Source organism: Klenkia taihuensis (assembly GCF_900112525.1).
GTDB classification, from domain to species: Bacteria; Actinomycetota; Actinomycetes; order Mycobacteriales; family Geodermatophilaceae; genus Klenkia; species Klenkia taihuensis.
The window spans coordinates 1,246,115-1,270,986 of the sequence record NZ_FOMD01000001.1; the positions used below are offsets into that span (position 1 = coordinate 1,246,115).

General features: G+C 76.8%; 25 protein-coding genes. 17 read left to right on the plus strand and 8 right to left on the minus strand.

All coding sequences use genetic code 11. The annotated features are described in order from the left end of the window. Positions 1–3 precede the first annotated feature (3 nt). The 4 genes from mtrB (at position 4) to hpf (ending at position 4,827) form a co-directional block, all read left to right on the plus strand. Complete coding sequence (gene mtrB, locus BM158_RS06215; protein ID WP_229827615.1) at positions 4–1,602, plus strand: MtrAB system histidine kinase MtrB; 1,599 nt, start codon at positions 4–6, stop codon at positions 1,600–1,602. After that, complete coding sequence (locus tag BM158_RS06220; RefSeq protein WP_091555559.1) at positions 1,599–3,311, plus strand: LpqB family beta-propeller domain-containing protein; 1,713 nt, start codon at positions 1,599–1,601, stop codon at positions 3,309–3,311. Before mtrB ends, BM158_RS06220 begins: the two co-directional genes overlap by 4 nt. 52 nt (positions 3,312–3,363) lie before the next feature. Then, complete coding sequence (locus BM158_RS06225; RefSeq protein WP_091555562.1) at positions 3,364–4,089, plus strand: ComF family protein; 726 nt, start codon at positions 3,364–3,366, stop codon at positions 4,087–4,089. A gap of 87 nt (positions 4,090–4,176) precedes the next feature. Beyond that, positions 4,177–4,827, plus strand: a complete 651-nt coding sequence (hpf, locus tag BM158_RS06230; RefSeq protein ID WP_091555564.1) for a ribosome hibernation-promoting factor, HPF/YfiA family — start codon at positions 4,177–4,179, stop codon at positions 4,825–4,827. 50 nt (positions 4,828–4,877) lie between these two features. Here the strand turns inward: hpf and BM158_RS06235 are convergent, their stop codons facing one another. Further along, positions 4,878–5,270 (minus strand): pyridoxamine 5'-phosphate oxidase family protein, encoded by a 393-nt coding sequence (locus BM158_RS06235; RefSeq protein WP_091555566.1) that lies wholly within the window; start codon positions 5,268–5,270, stop codon positions 4,878–4,880. A 75-nt stretch (positions 5,271–5,345) separates the two neighbouring features. On the opposite strand from BM158_RS06235, the gene BM158_RS06240 reads away from it, so the two are divergent. After that, complete coding sequence (locus BM158_RS06240) at positions 5,346–6,047, plus strand: SDR family NAD(P)-dependent oxidoreductase (protein WP_091555568.1); 702 nt, start codon at positions 5,346–5,348, stop codon at positions 6,045–6,047. Positions 6,048–6,083: 36 nt separating this feature from the next. Next, entirely contained in the window at positions 6,084–9,023 is a 2,940-nt protein-coding gene (gene secA / locus BM158_RS06245) for a preprotein translocase subunit SecA (protein WP_091555570.1), read from the plus strand. 13 nt (positions 9,024–9,036) lie between these two features. On the opposite strand, the gene BM158_RS06250 is transcribed toward secA, so the two are convergent. Together BM158_RS06250 and BM158_RS06255 are read right to left on the minus strand one after the other, a co-directional pair. After that, entirely contained in the window at positions 9,037–9,558 is a 522-nt protein-coding gene (locus BM158_RS06250) for an Rv3235 family protein (RefSeq protein WP_091555571.1), read from the minus strand. Positions 9,559–9,587: 29 nt separating this feature from the next. Beyond that, positions 9,588–10,247 (minus strand): LysM peptidoglycan-binding domain-containing protein, encoded by a 660-nt coding sequence (locus tag BM158_RS06255; RefSeq protein ID WP_091555573.1) that lies wholly within the window; start codon positions 10,245–10,247, stop codon positions 9,588–9,590. 91 nt (positions 10,248–10,338) lie between these two features. Here BM158_RS06255 and BM158_RS06260 point away from each other — a divergent pair, with 91 nt between their 5' ends. Next, a complete protein-coding gene (locus BM158_RS06260; protein ID WP_091555575.1) occupies positions 10,339–10,896 on the plus strand; it encodes a hypothetical protein in 558 nt (185 codons plus the stop codon). 6 nt (positions 10,897–10,902) lie between these two features. Here the strand turns inward: BM158_RS06260 and BM158_RS06265 are convergent, their stop codons facing one another. Continuing rightward, positions 10,903–11,157 carry a helix-turn-helix domain-containing protein gene (locus BM158_RS06265; RefSeq protein ID WP_091555578.1) on the minus strand — a complete coding sequence of 85 codons (255 nt, stop codon included), beginning with the start codon at positions 11,155–11,157 and terminating at the stop codon, positions 10,903–10,905. A 175-nt stretch (positions 11,158–11,332) separates the two neighbouring features. Between BM158_RS06265 and BM158_RS06270 the strand changes: the two genes are divergently transcribed. The 4 genes from BM158_RS06270 to BM158_RS06285 are packed head-to-tail and all read left to right on the plus strand — an operon-like array spanning position 11,333 to position 15,407. Continuing rightward, complete coding sequence (locus BM158_RS06270) at positions 11,333–12,088, plus strand: SAF domain-containing protein (RefSeq protein ID WP_091555580.1); 756 nt, start codon at positions 11,333–11,335, stop codon at positions 12,086–12,088. Continuing rightward, on the plus strand, positions 12,088–13,368 hold the full coding sequence (locus tag BM158_RS06275; protein ID WP_091555582.1) for a CpaE/TadZ family protein: 1,281 nt from the start codon (positions 12,088–12,090) through the stop codon (positions 13,366–13,368). Before BM158_RS06270 ends, BM158_RS06275 begins: the two co-directional genes overlap by 1 nt. 40 nt (positions 13,369–13,408) lie before the next feature. Continuing rightward, positions 13,409–14,896: a WS/DGAT/MGAT family O-acyltransferase gene (locus tag BM158_RS06280; protein ID WP_091555583.1), complete on the plus strand. Its 1,488-nt coding sequence runs from the start codon at positions 13,409–13,411 to the stop codon at positions 14,894–14,896. 4 nt (positions 14,897–14,900) lie between these two features. Then, positions 14,901–15,407: a DUF6912 family protein gene (locus BM158_RS06285; protein ID WP_091555586.1), complete on the plus strand. Its 507-nt coding sequence runs from the start codon at positions 14,901–14,903 to the stop codon at positions 15,405–15,407. A gap of 3 nt (positions 15,408–15,410) precedes the next feature. Here the strand turns inward: BM158_RS06285 and BM158_RS06290 are convergent, their stop codons facing one another. Then, entirely contained in the window at positions 15,411–19,484 is a 4,074-nt protein-coding gene (locus BM158_RS06290) for an FtsK/SpoIIIE domain-containing protein (protein WP_091555588.1), read from the minus strand. Positions 19,485–19,638: 154 nt separating this feature from the next. On the opposite strand from BM158_RS06290, the gene BM158_RS06295 reads away from it, so the two are divergent. Further along, positions 19,639–19,932: a WXG100 family type VII secretion target gene (locus tag BM158_RS06295; protein ID WP_091555590.1), complete on the plus strand. Its 294-nt coding sequence runs from the start codon at positions 19,639–19,641 to the stop codon at positions 19,930–19,932. Positions 19,933–19,938: 6 nt separating this feature from the next. Here the strand turns inward: BM158_RS06295 and BM158_RS06300 are convergent, their stop codons facing one another. Next, positions 19,939–20,850, minus strand: coding sequence for an MFS transporter permease (locus BM158_RS06300; RefSeq protein WP_229827614.1), 912 nt, complete (start codon positions 20,848–20,850; stop codon positions 19,939–19,941). Further along, positions 20,847–21,335, minus strand: a complete 489-nt coding sequence (locus BM158_RS06305; protein ID WP_091555592.1) for a hypothetical protein — start codon at positions 21,333–21,335, stop codon at positions 20,847–20,849. The genes BM158_RS06300 and BM158_RS06305 overlap by 4 nt, the downstream gene beginning before the upstream one ends. Positions 21,336–21,443: 108 nt before the next feature. Between BM158_RS06305 and BM158_RS06310 the strand changes: the two genes are divergently transcribed. Then, complete coding sequence (locus tag BM158_RS06310; RefSeq protein WP_091555594.1) at positions 21,444–21,950, plus strand: MaoC family dehydratase; 507 nt, start codon at positions 21,444–21,446, stop codon at positions 21,948–21,950. Between the two features lies 1 nt (position 21,951). On the opposite strand, the gene BM158_RS06315 is transcribed toward BM158_RS06310, so the two are convergent. Next, positions 21,952–22,359, minus strand: coding sequence for an NUDIX hydrolase (locus BM158_RS06315; protein WP_207506201.1), 408 nt, complete (start codon positions 22,357–22,359; stop codon positions 21,952–21,954). Positions 22,360–22,412: 53 nt separating this feature from the next. Here BM158_RS06315 and BM158_RS06320 point away from each other — a divergent pair, with 53 nt between their 5' ends. The 4 genes from BM158_RS06320 (at position 22,413) to BM158_RS06330 (ending at position 24,864) form a co-directional block, all read left to right on the plus strand. Further along, positions 22,413–23,045 (plus strand): DUF6758 family protein, encoded by a 633-nt coding sequence (locus BM158_RS06320; RefSeq protein ID WP_091555596.1) that lies wholly within the window; start codon positions 22,413–22,415, stop codon positions 23,043–23,045. Positions 23,046–23,171: 126 nt separating this feature from the next. Beyond that, complete coding sequence (locus tag BM158_RS21715; protein WP_165628844.1) at positions 23,172–23,330, plus strand: hypothetical protein; 159 nt, start codon at positions 23,172–23,174, stop codon at positions 23,328–23,330. Between the two features lie 10 nt (positions 23,331–23,340). After that, positions 23,341–23,982: a PH domain-containing protein gene (locus tag BM158_RS06325; protein ID WP_091555598.1), complete on the plus strand. Its 642-nt coding sequence runs from the start codon at positions 23,341–23,343 to the stop codon at positions 23,980–23,982. A 24-nt stretch (positions 23,983–24,006) separates the two neighbouring features. Next, on the plus strand, positions 24,007–24,864 hold the full coding sequence (locus BM158_RS06330; protein ID WP_091555600.1) for a PHP domain-containing protein: 858 nt from the start codon (positions 24,007–24,009) through the stop codon (positions 24,862–24,864). The last annotated feature ends 8 nt before the right edge of the window (positions 24,865–24,872 follow it).

Sequence of the window (24,872 nt, forward strand, 5' to 3'; positions counted from 1 at the left end):
GCGGTGAACCGCCGCGCGGCGGTCGCCGCCGCCCTGCGCCGCTGGACGGCGGCCGGCTGGCGGGCCTGGCGCTCCTCGCTGCAGCTGCGCATCGGGGCCATCACGATGCTGGTGGCCGGCGTGGTCGTCGTCGTGGTCAGCGTGGTGCTGTTCAACCAGATCAAGGGCCAGCTGCTGCAGGTCAAGCGCAACGCCGCCATCGACCAGGCGCAGTCCGGCGTCGCCTACGCCCAGTCGCAGGTGTCGGGCATCGTCACCGGCGACGCGGCCAGCGTGCGGACGACGCTGGCGCGCACCGTACGCGAGCTGCAGAGCCGCAACGGCGAGGCCGGCAACTTCGACACGGTCCTGGTCTACCGCACCGGTGATGTCGCCCGCTCGGCCGGCAGCGAGCTCACCCTCTACCGCAACCTGCCGCCGGACCTCGTCGCCGCCGTCGACGCGGGCACCCAGGTCTGGCAGTACGCCACCGTGCCCGAGGGCAGCGGCCGGGTGCCGACCCTGCTCATCGGCGCTCCGGTGCCCATCGACGGCCCCGGCGGGGAGCAGGTCGACCTGTACTACGCGTTCCCGCTGGACCAGGAGCAGCAGACGCTGTCGCTGGTGCGCAGCACCGTCGCGATCAGCGGCATCGCGCTCACCCTGTTCGTGGTCGGCATCGGGGTGCTGGTCACCCGTCTGGTCGTCGGCCCGGTGCGCCGCGCCGCGCAGGGCGCGCAGCGGCTGGCCGAGGGCCGGCTGGAGGAACGCCTCGCCGTCAGCGGCAGCGACGACCTGGCCCGGCTGGCCAGCAGCTTCAACGCCATGGCCGACAGCCTGCAGCGCCAGATCACCCAGCTCGAGGCGCTGTCCATGCTGCAGCAACGGTTCACCTCCGACGTCTCCCACGAGCTGCGCACCCCGCTGACCACGGTGCAGATGGCCGCCGAGGTGCTGCACGAGTCCCGCGGGGAGTTCGACCCGGCCCTGGCCCGCTCCGCGGAGCTGCTCTACGCCGAGGTCAACCGGTTCGAGGCGCTGCTGTCGGACCTGCTGGAGATCAGCCGCTACGACGCCGGCGCCGCCGAGCTGGAGGCCGAGCCCACCGACCTGGGCCCGCTGCTGCGCCGGGTCGCCGGCGACCTGTCCGGCCTGGCCGACCGGCACGGGTGCGAGCTGCAGGTGCGCACCCCCGACCGGCCGGTCATCGCCGACGTCGACGCCCGGCGGGTGCAGCGGGTGCTGCGCAACCTGGTCGGCAACGCCGTCGAGCACGGCGCCGGCCACCCGGTCGAGCTCACCCTGGCCGCCAACCGGACGGCGGCCGCGGTCACCGTCCGCGACCACGGCATCGGCCTGAACTCCGAGCAGGCCCAGCACGTCTTCGACCGCTTCTGGCGCGCCGACCCGGCGCGGGTGCGCACCGTCGGCGGCTCGGGGCTGGGGCTGTCGATCAGCCTGGAGGACGCCCGGCTGCACGGCGGCTGGCTGCAGGTGTGGGGCCAGCCCGGGCAGGGCGCCCAGTTCCGGCTGACCCTGCCGCTGACCGCCGGCACCGAGCTCACCGGCTCGCCGCTGCCGCTGCGGCCGGTCGTCGTCCGCCGGGTCCGGAGCCCCCGGTGAGGGCCCGGGTCAGCGTGGCCCTGCTCGCGGGTCTGGTCGCGCTGACCGGCTGCGGCACCGTCCCCGCCTCCTCCTCGCCGGTGCAGATCACCCAGGTCGCCGAGCCGCCCGGCGACATCGGCATCGAGGCGCTGCCGCCGGTCGCCGGGGCCAGCGCGGAGGAGGTCGTCCGGGGCTTCGTCGACGCGATGGCCAGCACCACCCGCAACCACCCGGTGGCCCGGCAGTACCTGACCCGCGAGGCCGCCGCCGGCTGGGACGACACCGACGGCATCGACGTGATCAGCGCCGACTACGCCCCGGTGGCCTCCGCCGACGGGTCGGTCACCGTCACCGCCGGCCTGGTCGGCAAGGTCGACGGCGCCGGGGTGTTCAGCGTCGGCGGCGGCCAGGCGTTCACCACCACGTTCAGCCTGGTCGAGCAGGACGGCGAGCTGCGGATCACCAACCCGCCCGACGGCCTGCTGCAGCTCGAGCCCGACTTCGCGCGCACCTACGACCAGGTCAACGCCTTCTTCCTCGACCCCACCGGCACCCGCGTCGTGCCCGACCCGCGGTTCCTGGTGTCCGGCGACTCGCAGGCCACCGCGCTGGTCGACCGGCTGCTGGCCGGGCCCTCCACCGCGGTGGCCGCCGGGGTCACCAACCCCGCGGGCGGCGTCGAGCTGCGCAGCAACGTGGCCGTCGACCAGCAGGTGGCCACCGTCGACCTGACCGGCCTGCCCACCGGCGGCGCCGACGGGCTGAACGTGCTCTGCGCCCAGCTGGTCTGGTCGCTGGACCAGCTCGACGACGTCCGGGCGGTGCGGGTCACCGTGGACGGCCAGCTGGTCGACCTGCCCGGCGTCCCCGACGTGCAGACCGTCGACGACTGGGCGTCCTTCGACCCCGACGCCGTCCCCGCGGCCTCGGTGGGCCACTACGTCGCCGACGGCGCGCTGCGCACCGTCACCGCCGGCGAGGCGGCCCCCGGCCCCGCGGGCACCGGCCAGTACGGGCTCGTGTCGGCCGCGGTGACCGCGGACGCCGGCACCAACGAGCTCGGCACCACCGTCGCGGTGTCCGTCGCCGGCGGCACGTCGTCGCTGCTGGTGGGGCCCTACGGCGGGGAGCTGGCGCCGGTGCTCACCGCCGCCAGCTTCACGGCGCCCACGGTGTCGGCCACCCGCGAGGAGGTGTGGACCGTCCGCGACGGCGCCGAGGTCATCCGGGTGCCGACCACCGGGTCGCCGCAGACGGTCAGCGCCACCACCCTGCCCGGCCTCGGCCCCGCCCGGGTGTTCCGGCTCTCGCCCGACGGCGTGCGGGCCGCGGTGGTGGTCGACGGCGCCGACGGCGGGCAGCTGCTGGTCGGGACGGTCGTGCGGGACGACGACCAGGTGGCCGTGCGCGACCTGCGCGCGGTCGCCCCGGACCTGTCCCAGGTGGTCGACGTCGCCTGGCGCACCGCGGCGTCGCTGGTGGTGCTGGCCGGGGCCGGCGACGAGGACGGCACCGCGCCGTACGCCGTGGGCGTCGACGGGTGGGGCCTGGACCCGCTCAGCACCGCCGGGCTGCCCGCCCAGCCCACCGCGGTGGCCGCGGCGCCGTCCCGGGCGGTGCTCGTCGTGGCCGGCGGCACGCTGTGGCAGCTGGTGGCGGGCACCTGGTCGACGCTGGTCCGCGGGCAGGGCCCGGTGGCCGGCGGGAGCCCGTTCTACCCGCTCTGAGCCCCGTCCACAGGCCTGCCCGCGCCGCCGCCGAGCGGGGCACGATCGGCGCGTGCTGCGCCCGCTGGTCGACTCCCTGGTCGACCTCGTGCTGCCCCGGGTGTGCGCCGGGTGCGGGCGCACCGGCCACCTGCTGTGCCCGCCGTGCGCCGCCCTGCTGGCGCGGCCCCGGCTCGCCGCGCCCCGTCGCCACCCCGACGGCTTCCCGCCCACCGTCGCCGCCGGGGCCTACGCCGGGCCGGTGCGGCCGGCCGTGGTGGCGTTCAAGGAACGCGGCCGGGCCGAGCTGGCCGGCCCGCTGGGCGCGGCGCTGGCGCTGGCGGTGACCGCCGTCCGGGCCGTCGCCGACCCGGGGGCACCCGTGGTCCTGGTGCCGCTGCCCAGCAGCCGGGCGGCGCTGCGGGAGCGGGGCCGCGACCACGTGGCCGAGCTGGCCGGCGCGGCGCGGCGTGAGCTGCGCCGCGCCGGCGTGCCCGCGACCGTCGGGCCCTGGCTGGGCCGCCGCGGCCGGGTGCGCGACTCCACGGGGCTGGACGCGGGCGGCCGGCGGGCCAACCTGGCGGGCACGTTCACCGCGAGCCCACCGGCCCGGCCCGCCGGGCTGGTGGTGCTGGTTGACGACGTCGTGACCACCGGCGCCACGCTCACCGAGGCGGCGGCCGTGCTCGGCCGGTCCGGCCTGCCGGTCGTCGCCGCGGTCGTCGCCGCCACCCCGCGTGGCGGGCCCGTCGGCGTGGCGGCGCCGGGACCTGGGGTGTTCACCGTGCGCAGCCCCTGAACACCCCGTGGAGGGACCTCCTGCACTGTCGCATCGGACCGGGCGGCGCTAGCGTCGGGCCGATCACACCCGAGTTCGGGAGGTCACATGGAGATCGTGGTCCGAGGTCGCAACGTCGAGGTGCCCGAGCACTTCCGGCAGCACGTCGAGGACAAGGTCGGCCAACTGGAGCGCTTCGACGCCAAGATCGAGCGCTTCGACGTGGAGCTGCTCCACGAGAAGAACCCGAGGCAGTCGTCGAACTGCCAGCGCGTGGAGATCACCCTGCGGGGCAAGGGTCCCGTGGTGCGGGCGGAGGCGTGCGCCGCGGACTTCCAGTCCGCCCTGGACGCCTCCGTCGCCAAGCTCGAGAACCGGCTCCGCCGGGCGGCCGACCGCCGCCGCGTGCACCACGGCCGGCGCACCCCTGCCAGCCTGCGCCTGGACGGGTCGGCCGCGGCCGCCGCCCTGGACGAGCTGGACCAGCAGCTGGCCGCAGCCGCGCCGGCCGAGCCCGAGGAGAACCTCCCGGGCCGGGTCGTCCGCGAGAAGCAGCACCCGGCGACCCCGATGACGGTGGACCAGGCGCTGCACGAGATGGAGCTCGTCGGCCACGACTTCTTCCTCTTCGCCTGCGCCGACACCGGCCAGCCGACGGTGGTCTACCGCCGGCACGCCTACGACTACGGCCTGATCCGGCTCTCCGGCGGGACGGCGACCGCTGCCGCCCCGGCGGCCGGGGAACCCGCGCGCGTCTGAACCGCGGCACCGGTGGCCCGTCCCGCACCGCGGGGCGGGCCACCGTCGTGTCAGAGGTTCCCCAGCACCCGGTCCACGGCGATCTCCAGGACCACCCGCGCCGGGTTCTCCCGCGGCTGGCGGTACCGCAGGGCGTAGCGGGCCACCGCGTCGGCCACCGACGCCGGGTCGTCGCGCAGGGTCGCCGTCCCCTCCAGGGTCACCCAGCGCCGGCCGTCCACCGAGCAGACCGCGACCCGCGCCGTGCCGTCGGCGTCGCGCACGTGCCGCGCCTTGACCGACGTCCCCGAGGTGATCACCCGGGCGGTCGCGGTGCCCGGGTCCAGGGTCACCCCGACCGGCACCACGTGCGGGCTGCCGTCGGCGCGCAGCGTGGTCAGCGTCGCGAGGTGCCGCTCGGTGAAGAAGGTGCGCAGGTCGTCGGAGAACTCGGGGCGGGTCACCGGCGCAGCCTAGGACCTGCCCCGGACCCACCGGTCCGACCTGCGCAAGCACCGCTGGCGCGGCAGGATCGGCCCGTGGAGCTGCAGGGGTCGCGGGTGTGGGTGGTCGGGGCGAGCGGCGTGCTCGGGGGTGCGCTGGCACGCGGTCTGGCCGCGGCCGGGGCCCGGGTGGCGCTGGCCGGGCGGGACGCCGAGCGCACCGCGGCGCTGGCGCAGGAGCTGGGCGGGGCGCCCACCCAGGTGCTCGACGCCGTCGACGTGGAGTCCGGCCGGGCCGCGGCGCAGGCCGCCGCCGAGGCGCTCGGCGGGCTGGACGCCGTCGTGGTGGCCACCGGCGTGGTCGCGTTCGGGCCGGCGGCCGAGGCCGACGACGCCGTGGTCGAGGAGCTGTTCGCGGTGAACACCCTCGGCCCGATGAGCCTGGTGCGCGCCGTGCTGCCGCAGCTGGCCGACGGCGGGGCGGTCGTGCTGCTGTCGGCGATCGTCGCCGACGCGCCGACGCTGCAGATGGCCGAGTACTCCGCCTCCAAGGCCGCGCTGTCGGCGTGGGCCTCGGTGCTGCGCCGCGAGCTGCGCTCGCGCAAGGTCGCGGTGCTGGACGTCAAGCCGCCGCACGTGGACACCGGCCTGGTCGACCGGGCGCTGGCCGGCACACCCCCGAAGCTGCCCGAGGGCTTCGACCAGCAGGCCGTCGTGGACGCCGTCCTCGCCGGGATGCGGCAGGGCGCCAAGGAGGTCGCGCTGGACCCGCGGGCCGGCGAACTCGTCCTGCGCTGAGCCGGGGTGGTGGCGGGGCCGCACTACATTGGTCGCGTGGTGTTCTCCAAGATCCTGCGTGCCGGTGAGGGCAAGATCGTCCGGCGGCTGTCCAAGATCGCGGACGCGGTCGAGTCCCTCGAGGCCGACGTCGTCGACCTGACCGACGCCGAGCTGCGCGCCAAGACCGACGAGTTCAAGGAGCGCTACGCCGACGGCGAGTCCCTGGACTCGATGCTCCCGGAGGCGTTCGCGGTGGTCCGCGAGGGCGCCGGGCGCACCCTGGGCCAGCGGCACTACCGCGTGCAGCTGATGGGCGGTGCCGCGCTGCACCTGGGCAACATCGCCGAGATGCGCACCGGTGAGGGCAAGACGCTGACCGGTGTCCTGCCGGCCTACCTCAACGCGCTCACCGGCGACGGCGTGCACGTGGTCACCACCAACGACTACCTGGCCAAGCGCGACGCCGAGTGGATGGGCCGGGTGCACCGCTTCCTCGGCCTGTCGGTGGGCACCATCCTGTCCGGCGAGAAGCCGGCGCAGCGCCGCGAGCAGTACCTGTGCGACATCACGCACGGCACCAACAACGAGTTCGGCTTCGACTACCTGCGCGACAACATGGCCTGGACCAAGGGCGACCTGGTGCAGCGCGGCCACCACTTCGCGATCGTCGACGAGGTCGACTCCATCCTCATCGACGAGGCGCGCACCCCGCTGATCATCAGCGGCCCGGCCGAGCAGTCGGCCAAGTGGTACGGCGAGTTCGCCCGCATCGCCCCGCTGCTCAAGCGCGACCGGCACTACGAGGTCGAGGAGAGCAAGCGCACCGTCGCCATCACCGAGGAGGGCGTGGAGTTCGTCGAGGACCAGCTCGGCATCGACAACCTCTACGAGGCGGTCAACACCCCGCTCATCGGCTACCTGAACAACGCGCTGAAGGCCAAGGAGCTCTTCCACAAGGACCAGGAGTACATCGTCACCAACGGCGAGGTGCTCATCGTCGACGAGTTCACCGGCCGCGTGCTGGCCGGCCGCCGCTACAACGAGGGCATGCACCAGGCCATCGAGGCCAAGGAGAAGGTGGCGATCAAGGACGAGAACCAGACCCTCGCCACGATCACGCTGCAGAACTACTTCCGGCTCTACGAGAAGCTCTCGGGGATGACCGGCACCGCCCAGACCGAGGCGGCCGAGCTCAACCAGACCTACAAGGTCGGCGTCGTGCCGATCCCGACGAACAAGCCGATGGTCCGCGAGGACCGCTCCGACGTCATCTACAAGACCGAGAAGGCCAAGTTCGAGGCCGTCGTGGACGACATCGCCGAGCGGGTCGAGGCCGGCCAGCCCGTGCTGGTGGGTACGGCGTCGGTGGAGAAGTCCGAGGTCGTCAGCAAGTACCTGCTCAAGCGGGGCATCCCGCACGAGGTGCTCAACGCCAAGAACCACGCCCGGGAGGCCGCGATCGTGGCCCAGGCCGGGCGGCTGGCGGCGGTCACCGTGGCCACCAACATGGCCGGCCGCGGCACCGACATCCAGCTCGGCGGCAACCCCGAGGTCATCGCCGACGACGAGCTGCGCGCCCGCGGCCTGTCGCCGACGGAGACCCCGGAGGAGTACGAGGCAGCGTGGGACGACGCGCTGGCGCAGGCCAAGGCGCAGGTCGCCAAGGAGCACGAGGAGGTCGTCGAGGCCGGCGGTCTCTACGTGCTGGGCACCGAGCGGCACGAGAGCCGCCGCATCGACAACCAGCTGCGCGGCCGCTCCGGCCGGCAGGGCGACCCGGGGGAGTCCCGCTTCTACCTGTCGCTGGGCGACGACCTCATGCGGCGGTTCAACGGCCCGATGCTCGAGTCGATGATGACCACGCTCCGGGTCCCCGAGGACCAGCCCATCGAGTCCAAGATGGTCAGCCGGGCGATCCGCTCGGCGCAGACCCAGGTCGAGCAGCAGAACTTCGAGACCCGCAAGGACGTCCTGAAGTACGACGAGGTCCTCAACCGGCAGCGCACCGTCATCTACGACGAGCGCCGCAAGGTCCTCGACGGCGAGGACCTGCACGAGCAGGTCGAGTCGATGCTCGACGACGTCGTCGCCGCCTACGTCGACGGCGCCACCGAGGCCGGCTACGCCGAGGACTGGGACCTCGAGCAGCTGTGGACCGGGCTCAAGGCGCTCTACCCGGTGGGCATCACCGTCGAGGAGCTGCTCGACGAGCACGCCGAGGGCGACCAGTCCGCGCTCACCGCCGACGTGCTCAAGCGCGAGCTGCTCGCCGACGTGCAGGCGCAGTACGAGGTCCGCGAGGAGACCCTCGGCAGCGAGGTGACCCGCGAGCTCGAGCGCCGGGTGCTGCTCAGCGTGCTGGACCGCAAGTGGCGCGAGCACCTCTACGAGATGGACTACCTGCGGGCCGGCATCCACCTGCGCGCGATGGCCAACCGCGACCCGGTCGTGGAGTACCAGCGCGAGGGCTACGACATGTTCAACGCGATGCTCGACGGCATCAAGGAGGAGTCCGTCGGCTTCCTGTTCAACCTCGAGGTCAAGACCAAGGAGCAGCAGGAGGCCGAGGCCAAGGCCAAGCAGGACGCCGCCGAGGCCGAGGCGCTGGCCCGCGCGCAGGCCGGCAACGAGAAGGTGCTCGCCCGCGAGGCCGCGGCCCGGGCCCAGCAGCTGATGAAGCCCGCGCCCACGGCCAGTGCCCGCCGGGCACCCGGGGCCGCCGCCGAGCAGGCGCCGGAGGAGGCTGCGGAGCCGGTGAGCACGGGCACCGGGCCGGAGCTGGCGGTCAAGGGCCTGGAGGCCCCGAAGCCGGCCGCCGGGCTGACCTACTCCGCCCCCGGGCTGGACTCCTCGGCCGCGGCCGGGCGGACCGGCAAGGCGGGCGCGGCCAAGTCGGCCACGGTCACCGGCACCAAGGCGCCCTCCCGCAACGCTCCCTGCCCCTGCGGGTCGGGCAAGAAGTACAAGCAGTGCCACGGGGCCGCCGGGGCCTGATCGGCCGGCGCCGTCAGCCGACCTGGAGGGCGGTGCACTTCCAGCCGCCCTCCACGGCCTCCAACCGGGCGGCCACCGCGTGCGCCCGGCCGTTGCGCCGGGCCACCGCGCACACCTCGGCGACCCCCTCCACCGGCTCGGCGACCCGCACCGCGCCGACCAGCAGCGGCCCGCTGCCCTCGACGCACCAGCGGGGACGCCGGCCCTGGCTGACCGCGCCGAAGACCGGCAGCGTGTAGGCCGACCGCAGCTGGGCGAAGGGCCGCCGTCCGCAGAAGGCCTCCAGGGTCATGGTGACCAGTCGGTGCGCGACCGGCCCCGGGTCGGGGAGCGTGCCCCGCCGGGTCGCCGGAGTCCGCGGGGCCCCGGGCCGCGGGCCGGGGACCAGCACCGGGCGCGGGGAGGGCACGCCGGGGCGCAGCAGCCGCGCGACCGGCGCCGGGTCGAGGGCCGGGCCGGGGGTGGGCACCAGGCGCAGCCGGACCTGCCGCCACGGGTCGGGCGCCGGTGCGGTCAGCGGGGCCGGGGTGGTCATGGGGGATCTCCTCGGGTGTGTGCGGGGGGTCAGGGGGCGTGCAGGACCTGGCCGGGCAGCAGCAGGTCGGGGTCCGGGCCGATCACCGCCGCGTTGGCCTGCCACCAGGCCGTGACGGCGTCGGACACCGCTGCGGCGTCCGGGCGGCCGCCGTCCCGGTCGGCCAGCCAGGCCTCGGCGATGTCCCAGAGGCAGTCGCCCCGGACGACGACGTGGCCGCCGTCGGGCGCCGGGGCCGGCCAGTCGGGGACCGACGGCAGGTCGGCGGGCACCCCGGCCACCGGGCCGGCCGTCACCTGCTCCGCCGCGGCGGCCGCCAGCGCGGGCCCGGCGGGGACGGTGGTGAGGACCGGTGCGGTGACCAGGGAGAGGCCGACGGCCACGGCCGCGGCCCGGCGTGCGGCCGCCGGCAGCAGCAGCGGCAGCAGGGTCCGGGCCAGGCGGGCGACCGGCCGCGGCCCGGTGCTCGCGACGGTGAGCACGAGGCCGAGCGCGCCCCAGGCCCAGCAGGCCACGGCGAGCGCCCACACGACCGGGACCAGCAGCGCGTCCGGGCCCGCGGTGTCGACCACCCGCTGGGGGTCGGCGAGGACCGCGGCCCAGGTGGCCGGGGCGGGGGCCAGGGCGCGCAGCCCGGCACCCGCGGCCACCACCACGGCCGTGGTGGTGGCCCAGCGCCGTACCGACATGTCGACCTCCTCGATTCGGACGACAGCGAACACGACCATCGCAACCAAACGCAAGCAAACGCATCGATCTGTGGATGGGTAGGGTCCGGCCATGCGCTGGGAGCAGCTGTTCGCCGACCTCGAGGCCGCCTTCGCGGCCGAGCGGGCCGCGGTCGAGGACCTGGGTTCCCGCACCCGCGCGGAGGTGGGCGCGGTACGGCTGGCGGACCGGCTGCGCGGCGCCGTCGGCCACGACGTGCGACTGGACTGCCGCGGGGCCGGCCCGGTGGTCGGTCGGCTGGCCGACGTCGGCACCGACTGGCTGCTGCTGACCGGCGACCGCGGTCAGGACCTGCTGGTCGCCACCGGCTGCGTGCGCGCGGTCGGCGGTCTCGGCGCGGTCACCGCCCCGGCGGCGGAGCCGGGCGCGGTCGCCCGGGCGTGGGACCTGCGCCGCGCGGTGCGCGGCCTTGCGCGGGACCGCGCGGCGGTGCGCTGCGTGCTCGACGACGGGACCGTCCTCACCGGGACCGTCGACCGGGTCGGCGCGGACTTCCTCGAGCTGGCCGAGCACCAGCTGGACGAACCCCGGCGGCGGGGCGCGGTGCGCTCGGTGCGCGCCGTGGTGCTCGACGCGGTGGCCCTGCTGGCCTCGCCCGGTGGCGGGTGAGGCGGGTCAGGCGTCCTGTGTGCGCCCCTCGACGCCGGCCTCGGCGCGGGAGGGCTCGGGCGGCGGGGTGGTGCCGCGGGCCTCGGCGTACTTCTGCTGGATGAACCGCTCCAGTTCGTCGCGCTCGACGCGCCACTGACCGCGGCCGCCGATCTGGATGGCGATGAGCTCCTTGCGCCGCACCAGGGCGTAGGCCTGCGACCACGAGACGTTGAGCGTCTCGGCGACGTCGTCGAGGGTCAGGAAGCGGGGCGTGGCCATCGGGATCGGGTGTCTCCCTCCAGAGATGGGCGCCAGTCTGGCACCTCCGGCCTGCCCCGGTCGGGTGGGTCCACAGGCCGATCCGTCCACAGGCACTGCACGCGGAGCGCACCGTCGGTCATCATCTGCACCTGTCCGCGTCCGAACGGCCGCGACCGCGACGAACGGGGACCAGATGACGGGGAGTGCGCTGCTGGGCGTCGACGACCCCGGCGCTGCACCGGCTGGGCCCGTGCCGCGCCGGGTGCGGCCCCAGCGCTGGCTCGACCTGCGGCTCGTCCTCGGGGTCCTGCTGGTCCTGGGCTCGGTGCTGATCGGCGCGCGGGTCGTCACCGCGGCCGGCGCCACCATCCCGGTCTGGGCGGCCGCCGGTGACCTGGCCGCGGGCACGGTGCTCGAGCCCGACGACCTGGTCGCGGTGCAGGTGCGGCTGGACGACGTGGCCGCGGGCTACCTGGCCACCTCCACCGACCCCGCCGGGCAGGTGCTCGGTCGCGCGGTGCTGGCCGGTGAGCTGCTGCCGCGGGCGGCCCTGGACGCCGTCTCGGAGCAGGTGCAGCTGGCGCTGCCGGTGCAGGCCGGCTACGCCCCGCCCGGCCTCGCGCGGGGGCAGCGGGTCGACGTGTACGCCGTCGCCGACCCCGCCGCGGGGGCGACCGACACCTCCGGCGAGGTGTCGCTGGTGCTGGGCGGCGCGCCCGTGCAGGCGGTCTCCGGCCGGGGCGAGGGCGTGCTGTCGGCGGCCACCACGACGATCCAGGTGGTGGTGGGGCTCGACGCCGACGACGTCCCCGGGGTGCTGTTGGCCATCGGCGGCCGCGCGCTGGTGGTCGTCGTCCGCGACGGCGCCGCCGAGGGCGGTCCGTCCGCGGGCCCCACGACGACCACCGTCCCCACGCCGGCCCCCACCTCCGCGGGCCCGACCGGCTGATGGCGCTGCAGGTCTTCACCGCCACGACCGGGGCGGCGTGGGAGTCCGAGCTGGTCGGTGCCCTGGACCGCGCCGACCACGGCGTGGTCGTCGTCCGCCGGTTCGTCGACCTGGCCGACCTGCTGGCCGCGGCCGGCACCGGCACCGGCCAGGCGGTGCTGCTCTCGGCGGAGCTGCGGCGGCTGGACGGCGACGCCGTCGCCCGGCTGGTCGCCGCCGGCGTGGCCGTGGTCGGGCTGGTCGAGCCCGGGGACGACGCGGCCGCCGACCGGCTGCGCCTGCTCGGGGTGGGGCGGGTGCTGCCGGCCGACACCGACGCGGCGGGCATCGCCGCCGCGCTGCGGGCCGCGGTGGCCGGGCCGGCCGCGACCGCCGGCGGGCACGACGTCGCCGACCCGCGGGCGGCGCTGCCCGCGCTGGGGGTGCCCGACGACCCGGCCGCCCGCCCCGCCAGCCGCGGCCGGGTGGTGGCCGTGTGGGGCCCGACCGGCGCCCCCGGCCGGACGACGGTGGCCGTCGGCCTGGCCGACGAGGCCGCCCGGCTCGGGGTCGCGACGCTGTTGCTGGACGCCGACGTCTACGGCGGGGTGGTGGCCCAGGTCCTCGGCCTGCTCGACGAGTCCCCGGGCATCGCCGCGGCCGCGCGCCAGGCGACCGCCGGCACCCTGGACGTGCCCCGGCTCGCCCGCCTGGCCTGGGCGGTGTCCCCGCAGCTGCGGGTGCTCACCGGCCTGGCCCGGGCCGACCGCTGGCCCGAGCTGCGCCCCGCGGCGGTGGGCACCGTGCTCGAGCAGGCGCGCGGGCTGACCGCGCTGACCGTCGTCGACTGCGCGTTCTGCGTCGAGGAGGACGAGGAGCTGTCCTTCGACACGGCGGCCCCGCGGCGCAACGGGGTGACCACCACCGTGCTGGAGCAGGCCGACACCGTGCTGTGCGTCAGCGGCGCCGACCCGGTGGCCCTGCAGCGCACCATCCGCGCCCTCGGCCAGCTGCGCGACGTGCTGCCCGGGGTCGAGCCGGTGGTCGTGGTGAACCAGCTGCGGCGCGGCCCGGTGCCCGGCGACCCGGAGCAGGAGATCGGCGCGGCGCTGACCCGGTTCACCGGTGCCCGGGTGGCCGGGTTCCTGCCCGCCGACCGGCGGGGGACCGACACCGCGCTCGCGGCCGGCCGCACGCTGGCGGAGGTCGCCGACCGCTCGCCGCTGCGCCTCGCGCTGCGGTCGCTGGCCGCCGAGCTCGCCGGGGTCCCGGCTCCCGGGCGCCCGCGTCGCCGTCGGTGACGGTGGTGGCTAGGTTGGGGCCCCCGACGGAGGGAGCACCGTGGTCGACCGGCTGACCTCGCTGGATGCGTCGTTCCTCTACCTGGAGGACCCCGACACCCCGATGCACGTGGCCGGGTTCCTGGTGCTGGAGTCCCCCCGCGGCGGCCTGGACCACGAGGACCTCGTCGAGCTGGTCAGCTCCCGCCTGCCGTTGGTGCCCCGGTTCCGGCAGAAGGTCGTGGAGGTGCCCGGCCACCTGGCCAACCCGGCCTGGGTCGACGACCCGGACTTCGACGTGACCTACCACGTCCGGCGCTCCGCGCTGCCCCGGCCGGGGACCGAGGAGCAGCTGCTGGACCTCGTCGCCCGGCTGACCGCGCGACCGCTGGACCACCACCGGCCGCTGTGGGAGATGTACCTGGTCGAGGGCCTGGCCGACGACCGCATCGCGGTGGTCACCAAGACCCACCCGGCGCTGGTCGACGGGCTGACCGCCATCGACATCGGCCAGGTCATCCTGGACGACGCCCCCGTGCCCGCCGACCGGCCGGCGCCGGCCGACGACTGGCGGCCGCGGCGCCCGCCGGGTCCGGTCGCCCTGGTGTGGGAGGCCGTCGAGGAGGCGGTGCAGCGCCCGACCGCGGTGCTGGACACCGTCCGGACCGCCACCGGGGACCTGCGGGCCACCGCCGGCCGGCTGCTCGGCACGGCCGGGTCGGTCCTCACCGCGCTGGCCCGCACCACCGTGCGGCCGGCCCCGACCAGCCCGCTCAACGGCCCCATCGGCCGGCAGCGCCGGGTGGCGGTCGCCCGCGCGGACCTCGAGCAGCTCAAGGGGGTGCGCCGCGTCCTCGGCGGCACCGTCAACGACGTCCTGCTCGCCACCGTCACCGGTGCCCTGCGGGAGTGGCTGCTCTCCCGCGGCGAGCCGGTGGTCGGCTCCACCTCGGTCCGGGCGCTGGTGCCGGTGTCGGTGCGCCCCGACGACACCGACCTCGACGACCCGACCGGCGGCGTGGTGTCCTCGCTGCTGCTGGACCTGCCGGTCGGCGAGCCCAACCCGCGGGTGCGGGTGGCACGGATCGGCTACGCCATGCGCGGGGCGGCCCAGGGCGGCCAGTCCGTGGGGGCGGGCACCCTGGTAGCGCTGTCGGGCTTCGCGCCGCCGACCCTGCACGCCCTCGGGGCCCGTGCCGCCAGCGGGCTGTCCCGGCGCCTGTTCAACCTGGTCGTGACCAACGTCCCGGGGCCGCAGCAGCCGCTGTACGCCTCGGGGGCGCGGATGCTCGAGGTCTTCCCGGTCGTGCCCCTGGCCCGCGGCCAGGGCCTGGCCATCGGCCTGACCAGCTACGACGGCACCGTCTACTTCGGCCTCAACGCCGACCGCGACTCGGTGTCCGACGTCGACGTGCTGGCCGACCTCATCGAGCAGGAGGTGGCCGACCTGGTCGAGACCACCACCCAGGGGCCGCCGGCGCCGCAGCCGCCCCCGGCCCGGCGGGCCCCGACCCGCCGGACCCGCGGGGGCGCGGCCGGGGGAGACTGACCGGGTGCGCGTGTACCTGCCGGCCACCACGACCGTCCTGCACCAGCTGCTCGACGAGGGCCGGGTGCCGGGCCCGCTGACGGTCTTCGCGGTGACCCCGGAGCTGCGGGGGTTCTACGAGCTCTCCGACAGCGACGAGGAGGAGCTGGAGTACGCCGCGCTGCTGGGCGCGGCCCGCGCCAGCCTCCGGCTGCTGGACGTCGACCCCGCCGCCGCGCGCCGCCGGGTGGTGCTGGCGGCGGACCTGCCCGACGACGCAGTGGCCCCCCTCTCCGACCCGGACACCGACCGCGGTGCGGCCCGGGCCTCGGCCGACCTCACCCTGGCCGAGGTCGCCAGCGCGCACATCGACACCGCCGAGGCCGAGCCCGACGTCGCCGCCGCGGTCGCCGTGGTGCTGGAGGCCGACCTCGGCAGCGAGGACTCCCAGTTCGTGGTGGACCAGGCCGAGGGCCACGAGCTGGCCTGGTACGCCACCCAGGAGCTCGGGCCGGTGCTCGACCTGCTCTGAGCCTCACCGACGCGCCACCTGCACCCGGGTGGTCGTCCCGCCGGTGACCAGCCAGCCCGCGCCGGGCCGCGCCGGCAAGGGCGCCCGCGGCAGCCGCAGGCCCAGCAGCTCGCCGTCGCCGCGGGCCGGCTGCAGCAGCAGTGCCGTGCGGGTGCGGCGCAGCGCGGGCAGCGGCCCGCGGTAGGCGCCGGCGACGTCCCCGGGAGCCGCGGCGGCGACCAGCACCGCGGCGCACCCGGGCCCGGTGACCGCGGCCAGCGCGTCGAGCAGGGCGTCGGGCAGCTGGCCCAGGTCGTCGGCGACGACCACCCCGCCGGCGGTGTCGTCCAGGCCGTCGGCCCACGCCTGCAGGACCGCCGGGTCGTCGACGGGGACCCCGGCCGGGCCCTGGACCGCGCCCACGCCGGACGGGACGGTGCCGGACGGGACGGTGCCGGAGGGGACGGTGGCGGTGCGGCGCCGGGGCGGGCCGACCAGCAGGACCGGGGTGCCGCGGCCGGCCAGCCGGGAGGCCACCGCCGCGAGGGCCGAGCTGCGCCCGCTGCCGGGCGGGCCGGTGACGAGCAGCCCGGCGGCCCGCCGCAGGTCCACCACGACCGGGTCACCTCCGTCGCCACCGGGGCCGAGCACCACCGTCCCCGGTTCCAGGCCGGGGGCGGTGGGCGCGGCCGGGTCGGCGGGCAGCTCGACCACCTCCACCCGGCCCGGCACCACCGCCCCGGCCGGGCCCGGCCGCACGGTGCGGGGCAGGGCGAGCTGGACCTCCGTGGCGTCGTCGTCGAGCAGGGCACGCCCCGGTGGGCGGTGGGCAGGGAGCCGCGCGGCGGGTACCCCGGCGACGGCGTAGTCGGCCGCGTCGGCCAGGGGCAGGACCAGCCGGTGGCCGGCCGCGCTCGCCAGCCGGCTGCCCGGCAGTGCCCGGTCGGCGGTGAGGACCGCGGTGAGCCCCACCGCGCCGCCCTCCCGCACCAGGCGCAGCAGCGCCGCCCCGCCGGACCCGGGTGCCAGCTCCTCGAGCTCGGCGGTCACCGGGTCGACGCCGTCGACGAGCAGCAGCAGGCGCGGGTGCGGACCGGGGACGGAGCGCCGCCGGTCGACCTCCTCCTGCAGCCGGACGACCAGCCGCTGCGACCGGTGCGCCGCACCCCGCCCGACGACGGTGCCGCAGTGCGGCAGGCCGGCCACCGCGCGGGCCAGCTCCCCGCCGGCCTGGTCGACGGCGTGCACGTGCAGCTCCGCCGGGGACAGGGCGCCCACGGCCTCGGCGAGCAGGGTGCGCAACGCGGTGGTCCGCCCGCTGCGGGGACCGCCGACCACCAGCCAGGACCCGCCGGCGTCGAGGTCGACCACGAGTGGCTCCTGCGCCTGCACGTCGGGCCGGTCCACCAGACCCCACCGCACGCGGGCGGGGTGGTCCGCGCCCCCGGGTGCGGGGAGGGGGTCGACCCGGTCGGGGAGCGCGGGCAGCCAGGGCCGCGGTGGTGGCGGGAGCCCTGCGGCGCGGGCGCGCAGCGCGTGCACCTCGGCCGCCAGGTCGCTGGTCCGCGGCGGCGCGGCGGTGACGGGGACCGGGCCCGGCGGGGCGGGCCAGCGCCGGACCACCACCTCCTCGCCCGGCCCGTCCGCCGGGACGCCCACCCGGGCCACCTGCAGCACGACCGGGGGCTCCGCCCCGACCCGGAGCAGGGCGCGGCCGGGTCGGTCGACCGGGAGCCAGGCCGCGTCGGGGACCCCGAGCACGTCCCGCGAGCCGGTCTCGTCGGTGGTGCGCAGGCACAGCCGCACGGTGCAGTTGGCCCGGATCTCCGGGCTGACCGACCCCGAGGGGCGCTGCGTGGCCAGCACCAGGTGCACGCCCAGGGACCGGCCGCGCTGGGCGATGGAGACCAGGCCGGGGACGAAACCGGGCAGCTCCTCCCCGAGGGTGGCGAACTCGTCCACGACGATGACCAGGCGCGGCAGGAGCACGTCGTCCGGCCCGTCGGCGGATCCCGGCAGGTCGGCCAGGTCGCGGGCGCCGTGCTCGGCCAGCACCCGCTCGCGGCGGGTGAGCTCGGCGGCCAGCGAGCGCAGTGCCCGGGCCGTGGAGGCGCCGTCGAGGTCGGTGAGCAGGCCGACCGTGTGGGGGAGCTCGGCGGCCTCACCGAACGCCGCCCCGCCCTTGTAGTCGACCAGCAGGAAGCTGCAGCGGTCCGGCGGGTGGGCTGCGGCCAGCCCCAGCACCAGGGTGCGCAGCAGCTCGGACTTCCCGGCCCCGGTCGTGCCGGCCACCAGCGCGTGCGGCCCGGCCGCGCACAGGTCGAGGGTGACCGGGCCGGTGCTGCCGGCGCCCAGGACGGCGCTCAGGTGGGCGCGCGACCGGGACCACACGGCGGGCACGGCGCCGGGCAGGTCACGCCGCCGGACGTCGTCGGGCAGGTCGCCCGGACCGCGCGGCACGGTCAGCGGGGCCAGGTCGGCGGCCACCTGCTCGGCCAGCTCCGGTGCCAGGAGGTCCAGGACGAGGTCCTGGTCGGGGTGGCCGCTGCGCCGCAGCCGGGCGCGGTCACCGGTCTCGCCGACCACCTCCAGCAGCGCGGTGGCGCCGCCCCCCGGCACCTGGCCCACGACGACCGCCCCGGCCCGTCGCGCCCGGTGCAGGTGCTCGACCGCGGCGTCGTCGAGGGCGCCGTCCACCACGACGAGGTGGGCCCCGCCCGGGTCGGCGCCACCGGCGGCCGGGCGCAGGTGCGGCAGCCAGCGTGCCCACCGCCAGTCGGGGGTCTCCGCCGGCCCGGTCAGCACGGTCAGCGCGACGGCGTCGGGCGGGTGCAGGACGGCGACCTGGCACACCAGCGCCCGCAGCGCGCCCAGCCGTGCCGGCCGGGGGCCGCGGACCTCGAGCCCGCCCTCCCGCAGGTCGCACCGAACCGGCAGCCGGTCCGCCTCGACCGGTGCCGGCGCGCCGTCGGCTCGGCGGCGGGACACCCCGGTCGGGCCGGGTCCGGTGCCCAGCCGGACCACCAGCAGGTCGGGGTCGGTCGCGGGCCGCTCCCACAGCGGGGCGCTGCGCCGCCGCGCCGCCGAGACCAGGCCCGCCGGGTCGGGGGCCAGCTGCTCCCGGAGGCCGACCTCCGCGGCCACCGCCGCCGCCACCTCGGCGTCGGCGCGGGCGAGGTCGGCGGCGTGCTCGGCCGTGCGGCGGCGGTGGCCGCGGCGGCCCGACCACCGGTCCGAGGCCCAGCCGCCCAGGGCGACGACCGGGCCGAGCAGGGCGAAGAACAGGAACGTGGGCGTGCCCAGGACCCACGCCAGCACGCCACCGGCCAGCGCCGGCAGCAGGACGGCGATCCAGGCCAGCGCCCGGCGGGCCGGCGGTTCGGGTGCGCCGGGGACGGTGACCACGACGGCTGGGACGGCGGGGGGCGCAGGCCGGGCCGGGGGAGCGGTCAGCCAGCGGCCGCCCGGTGCGGGCCCGACGGGCAGCGTGCTGCCACCGGGGGCGACCAGCCGCAGGGTGCTGGCGCCGGCGCGGACCGCGGCGCCCAGCGGCCACGGGACCGGGTCCGGGCCCAGCTCCCGGTCCCCACCACCGGCCGCGGCGCTGCGGGCGAGCCGGCTGCCGTTGGCCGAGCCGAGGTCGCGGACCACCACGCCGGTGCCGGTGACCGCGACCTCCAGGTGCGCCCGGGAGACCGCCGGGTCGGGCAGCAGGACCCGGGGCGCGCCGGCCCCGTGACCCCGCCCGACCACCAGCGCGCCCTGCGCGAGCGGGTGGCAGGCACCTGCCCCGGGGCCGCCGGTGACCTGCAGCTCCAGCGCGCCGCCGGCCGGCGTGCCGCGGGGCCCGGGCCGGTCCACGCCGAGCTGGGCGCCGTGCCGCAGCCGGGGGTCCGAGAGCGGGGTGCGGTCGTCGAGCCGGTCCGAGCCGGACCACAGGGCAGCCGACGGCAGGCCGCACCCGGCCAGCCCGTCGCGGACCGCGCCCAGCTCGGTCTCCGCAGCGGCGCGCACCTCGACGTCGGCCGGGCCCGCGGCGCCGTGCAGGCTCCACCGCCGGGGCGACCGGTCGGGCGGGGCGGTGCGGGCTGCGGGCATGCGCGCAGGGTGCCCCCGGTCGCGGGCGGACGACAGCCACCCCGACGGATCTGTGGACACCGCCCCGGGCTGTGGACGACCGCGCCGGTCAGGGGGGCGGGGGCCCTACCGTCCCCGCTCGACCGGGACAGCCCCGGCACCCGAGGAGGACACCGTGAAGGTCGACATCGCCACCCTGCAGGCCATGGCCGCCCAGTGCCGCGGGGAGGCCGGCGAGCAGTCCGCCCGCCTGGCCACCCTCTCCGCCGGCATCGGCACCGGCGTCACCGACGGCTGGACCGACAGCTCCGCTGCCGTGCAGTTCACCCACCTGTACGAGCAGTGGCGGCTCTCCAGCCAGAACATCAGCACCGCGCTGTCGGGGATGGGCGACCTGCTCACCGACGTCGGCAACGCCTACCAGCAGCACGAGGCGCAGATGGCCGCCCGCATCGGGGCGATGGTCTAGCGCGGCTCAGCCCGGTGGGTCGCCGTCCCGGGCCGGGGCGGCGACCGCCGGCTCCGCGGTCCGGGCGCGGTCCCGGCGCAGCCGTTCCCACGGCAGGATCGACAGGATCGCGATGCAGTGCGGCAGGAAGATGATGCCGACCCCGGCGTAGACCATGACGTGGAAGCCGAGCAGGAACACCACCAGGCCGATGCGTGCTCGGTCGCTGCGCACCAGCAGCACCACGGGTGAGGCGAACTCGAAGACGAGCATCACCCACTGCGCGGCCGGCAGCAGCCAGGCCACGTCCAGCGTCCACAGCGACAGGTCGGTGCCCCGGCGGACCACGGCGCGGGTCAGGGTGGAGCCCGTCGCCCAGTCCCAGCCGCCGAAGCGCATCTTGGCCCAGGCGGCCAGGAAGTAGGTCAGCATGACCGTGACCAGGATCGCCGCCGAGGCGAAGCCAGCGGCCTGGGAGGACCGGCGGTCGCGCCAGCGGGCCACGCCCACGGTGGGCAGCACGGCCAGGGCGACGAGGTAGGCGATGCGGTCGTGGTCGACCTTGCCGTAGCTCATCGCGATGACCATCCACTCCGCGTACAGGAGGAAGACGGCCCAGCCCAGCAGCCGGGGTGCCCGGCCGGTGGCGGCGGCCACCGCGGCGACGACCAGGGCCCACTGCACGACCAGCACCACGGTGTGGGTGGGCGTGGGCAGGTGCAGCAACCGGCCGACCAGCAGCGGTTGGTAGAACTCGGTGGGGACGTCGGCGTGCGCCTTGACCCACGCGGTGGTGAGGAAGACGTCGACCGGGACGAACAGGTACGCGATCGCCCGGAACACCGCGATGCGGGCCAGCGGGACCGGCCGGAACCACCACCGCGGGGTCAGCGGGACCGCGGGGGCGGTCTCCGGGCGCACCGGTGCGGCGGCGCTCACGAGCCGGCCGCCAGGTCGTAGGAGACCAGCACGTCGTCGCTGAAGGCGCCGGTCTGCTGGCCGTCGACGAGCTCGAAGCGGCGCTGCACGACCTCCACCCGCACGAGGTCGGGGCCCGACGGGTGCCGTTCCTCGTAGGACTGCGCGACCAGGCCGAGCAGGGCCGGGTCGTCGACCAGGCGGGGCAGCTGGCCCTCGAACTCCGCCCGGCGCAGGCCGACCTCGCCGCCGGACAGGCGCACCTCCTCGCCGGCCGCGGTCACCCCGATCACCCGGGTGGAGACCACCGGGGTGTTGGGGTCGGCGCGGGTGGAGTACATCCGGAACGGGCCGAAGGGGAACTCCGAGTCGTCGCCCCAAGCGCTGCCGGCCAGCAGCAGGACCAGGACCACCGCGGCCGCGGCCAGCCGGGCCGTCCGGCCGCCGCGGCCGAGCTCCACGACATCGGGCTCGGCCCGCACGTCGGGCTCGGTCTGCAGGGGCACCGGCCCATCGTAGGATCGCCGCGCCCCCGCGTCCGGTCACCGGGCGGGGAACACCCAGTTCAGCACCCAGCAGGCACCCAGGTCGACGACGACACCAGGAGCGCACCCGTGCAGTTCGGTCGGTACTACGAGGAGTTCGAGGTCGGGGCGGTCTACAAGCACTGGCCCGGGAAGACGGTCACCGAGTACGACGACCACCTGTTCTGCCTCATCACGATGAACCACCACCCGCTGCACATGGACGCCCACTACGCCGGCGAGACCACCGACTTCGGCAAGAACGTGGTGGTCGGCAACTACGTGTACTCGCTGCTGCTGGGCATGAGCGTCGCCGACGTCAGCGGCAAGGCGATCGCCAACCTCGAGGTCGAGTCGCTCAAGCACGTGGCGCCCACCTTCCACGGCGACACGGTCTACGGCGAGACCACCGTGCTGGACAAGACCGAGTCGCGGTCCAAGGACGACCGCGGCGTCGTGCACGTGGAGACCATCGGCTACAAGCAGGACGGCACCGTCGTGTGCGTCTTCCGGCGCAAGGTCATGGTGCCCAAGCGCTCCTACGGCGAGGCCCGCGGCGGCGAGCAGCCCGGCCGCCCCGAGCCCGTCCGCCGGTAGGTCAGCAGCGGGGGAGCAGCCCCCAGCCGCCCAGGGTCTCCACCAACCCGGGCGTGCAGCGCAGCCGGGCCAGCCCGGCCGCGTCGACGAACGCGGCGTCCGCGGCGTCGTCCCCCGCCACGGGGACGGCGCCGGGGTCGACCAGCGTGCAGACCAGGTCGACCACCTCGTAGACCGGCGACGCGGCGGGCACCCGCACCCGGCCGGCCTCGGCGCCGGGGCGCACCCGCAGCCCGGTCTCCTCCAGCACCTCGCGGACCACCGCGGTGGCGTCGTCCTCACCGGGCTCGACCCGCCCGCCGGGCACCGACCACGCGCCCCGGTCGGGGTCGTGCGCGCGCTGCACGAGCAGCAGCCGGCCCGCGGCGTCGTGCACCACCGCGCCGACGCAGGGCACCAGTCCGTCCACGCCGAGGACGCTAGCGTTGACAGGGAGCGGGGTCGCCCGCGACGGTGGGCGGGATGACGAGCGGGACGAGCACCGGCCCGGTCTGCCCCCGCTGCGGGGAGGACCTCGTGGTGCGGCCGGGGTCGGACGAGGCGTGGTGCCACCTGCACGCCGCGGTGACCCCGCTGCACCACAGCGTCGTGCTGTCCCACGACACGCTGTCGGCGGTCTGCGTGGACGCCCGGGTGCCCGCCTGGGTGCCCGACCCCATGCCCGCGGGGTGGGCGGTCACCGGCATCGCCTGGGGCGGGGAGCCCGGCGCCCGGGGCATCGTCGTCGACTGCGCGGGTCCGGCGCCGCTGGGCGGGTCCGCCGAGCTGGTGCTGGTCGCCGAGGAGCCCGGCACCGGCTTGGGGGCGGGGTACGCCGGGCTGCCGTGGCTGGACCCCGGCGAGCTCGTCGGCGGGCCGTCCGCGGCTGCGGTGCAGGCGGCGGGTCAGCGGGCGCCGCTGTGGTCGGTGCCCACCAGCGACGACCGTTGGGCCTTCGTCGGCGAGGCCTACGGCGTGTGGCTGTGGCTGGTGGCGTGGCCGGCGACCGCGGCCTGGTTGCTGGCCGAGGACCTGGTGCTGCTGGACCTGCGCGACCGGGTGCCCGCCGACCTGCCCCTGGGGCCGCCCGGCGAGCACCTGCTGCCCGGTACCTGACCGCGCGCCGCGCGGGCGTGTCGCCGTCGTGACGGGTGCGGCCTGTGTTACCCATGTGACCGCGGTCCTCCCCGGCCGCGCGGGCCCGCGTGGTCTCGACCCCAGGTCCCGAGGAGGGGCGAGGACATGAACCTCAAGAAGCTGCTGAGCTTCCTCGTGATCGCGTTCGTGCTGTTCTACGTGATCTCGCAGCCCGAGCGCTCCGCCGACCTCGTCCGCGACGCCGGCACCGCGCTCGGCAGCGCGGCGTCCTCGCTCGCGACCTTCGTCGGCGAGCTGTTCTGACCCTGCTGCCGTGACCCGTCCCCGGGGTGCGTCCGCAGCGCTCGGGCGCGACGCCAGCCGCTACCTCCTGCCCGACGAGGAGGCGGTGGTCAACCAGCGCCGGCACTGGGCGGTGCTGGTGCGGCCCGGCGTGCGCGGGGTGCCGGTGCTCGTGGCGGGCGTCTGGCTGCTGCAGGTCGACCCCGGCAACCGGTTCAGCACCCTGCTCGGGCTGGCGGTCGCCCTGGGCGCGCTGGGCTTCCTGGGCTTCGCCGTCGCCGAGTGGTGGATCCGGCACTTCCTGGTCACCCGGCGCCGCGTGCTGCTCACCTCGGGTGTCGTCGTGCGCAAGGTCGCGGTCATGCCGCTGCGCCGCATCACCGACCTGACCTACCAGGAGACCCTGGTCGGGCAGCTGCTCGGCTACGGCGGCTTCCGCTTCGAGTCGGCCGGCCAGGACCAGGCGCTGTCCCAGATCACCTACCTGCCCGACGCGAAGACCATCTACGACGAGATCAGCGGGCTGCTGTTCCCCAGCGACGGGTCGCGACGCACCGACGACGAGGACGGCGGCGGACCGGACCCGTCGGCGGCCGGTCCCCGCCCGGCCCGGGGGCAGCACAGCACCGGCCCCATCCCGGGCTTCCGCAGCCGGTACCCGCGCACCCGCTGAGCGGGCACGGCAGGCTGGGCACCGATGCGCATCGACCTGCACACCCACTCCTCGGTCTCCGACGGCACCGACACCCCCGCCGAGCTCGTCGCCGCGGCCGCCGCGGCGGGGCTCTCCGTCCTCGCGCTGACCGACCACGACACCACCGACGGCTGGGACGCCGCCCGCGCGGCCTGCCCGCCGGGCCTGACCCTGGTCCCCGGCATGGAGCTGTCCTGCCGCTGGTTCCCGGCCGACGACCGGCCGATCAGCGTGCACCTGCTGGCCTACCTGTTCGACCCCTCGGCCCCCGAGCTCGCCGCCGAGCGGGCCCGGCTGCGGGCCGAGCGGCTGACCCGCGGGGAGCGGATGGTGACCGCGCTGGCCGCCGACGGCTTCCCGGTGTCCTGGGAGCAGGTCGTGGCGCGCAGCGCCGGCGGGGTCGTCGGCCGCCCGCACGTGGCCCGCGCGCTGGTCGAGGCCGGCGTGGTCGGCTCGGTCGACGAGGCCTTCGCCGGCCCGCTGCACCACACCAGCCCGTACTACGTGGCCAAGGCCGACACCGACGTCCTCGACGGCATCGCGCTGGTCCGCGCCGCCGGCGGCGTGCCGGTCTTCGCGCACGGTCTGGCCCGCTCCCGCGGCCGGGTGGTCGGCGACGACGCGATGGCGGCCATGGCCGCGGCCGGGCTGCTCGGCCTCGAGGTCGACCACCCCGACCACGTCGACGCCGACCGGGCCCACCTGCGGTCGCTCGCCGCCGACCTCGGACTGCTGACCACCGGCTCCAGCGACTACCACGGCACCAACAAGCGGACCCCGATCGCGGCCTGCACCACCGCCCCCGAGCAGTACGAGCGGCTGCTCGCCGCCGGCACCGGGAGCGCGCCGTCCGCCGGGTGAGGCCGTGT

What these genes read in the sequence shown, in the direction of transcription:
- hpf (WP_091555564.1), top strand. Translation starts at nt 4,177, where the DNA reads ATGGAGATCGTGGTCCGAGGTCGCAACGTCGAGGTGCCCGAGCACTTC.
- BM158_RS06250 (WP_091555571.1), bottom strand. Translation starts at nt 9,558, where the DNA reads ATGACCACCCCGGCCCCGCTGACCGCACCGGCGCCCGACCCGTGGCGG.
- BM158_RS06255 (WP_091555573.1), bottom strand. Translation starts at nt 10,247, where the DNA reads ATGTCGGTACGGCGCTGGGCCACCACCACGGCCGTGGTGGTGGCCGCG.
- BM158_RS06260 (WP_091555575.1), top strand. Translation starts at nt 10,339, where the DNA reads ATGCGCTGGGAGCAGCTGTTCGCCGACCTCGAGGCCGCCTTCGCGGCC.
- BM158_RS06265 (WP_091555578.1), bottom strand. Translation starts at nt 11,157, where the DNA reads ATGGCCACGCCCCGCTTCCTGACCCTCGACGACGTCGCCGAGACGCTC.
- BM158_RS06270 (WP_091555580.1), top strand. Translation starts at nt 11,333, where the DNA reads ATGACGGGGAGTGCGCTGCTGGGCGTCGACGACCCCGGCGCTGCACCG.
- BM158_RS06275 (WP_091555582.1), top strand. Translation starts at nt 12,088, where the DNA reads ATGGCGCTGCAGGTCTTCACCGCCACGACCGGGGCGGCGTGGGAGTCC.
- BM158_RS06290 (WP_091555588.1), bottom strand. Translation starts at nt 19,484, where the DNA reads ATGCCCGCAGCCCGCACCGCCCCGCCCGACCGGTCGCCCCGGCGGTGG.
- BM158_RS06320 (WP_091555596.1), top strand. Translation starts at nt 22,413, where the DNA reads ATGACGAGCGGGACGAGCACCGGCCCGGTCTGCCCCCGCTGCGGGGAG.
- BM158_RS21715 (WP_165628844.1), top strand. Translation starts at nt 23,172, where the DNA reads ATGAACCTCAAGAAGCTGCTGAGCTTCCTCGTGATCGCGTTCGTGCTG.
- BM158_RS06330 (WP_091555600.1), top strand. Translation starts at nt 24,007, where the DNA reads ATGCGCATCGACCTGCACACCCACTCCTCGGTCTCCGACGGCACCGAC.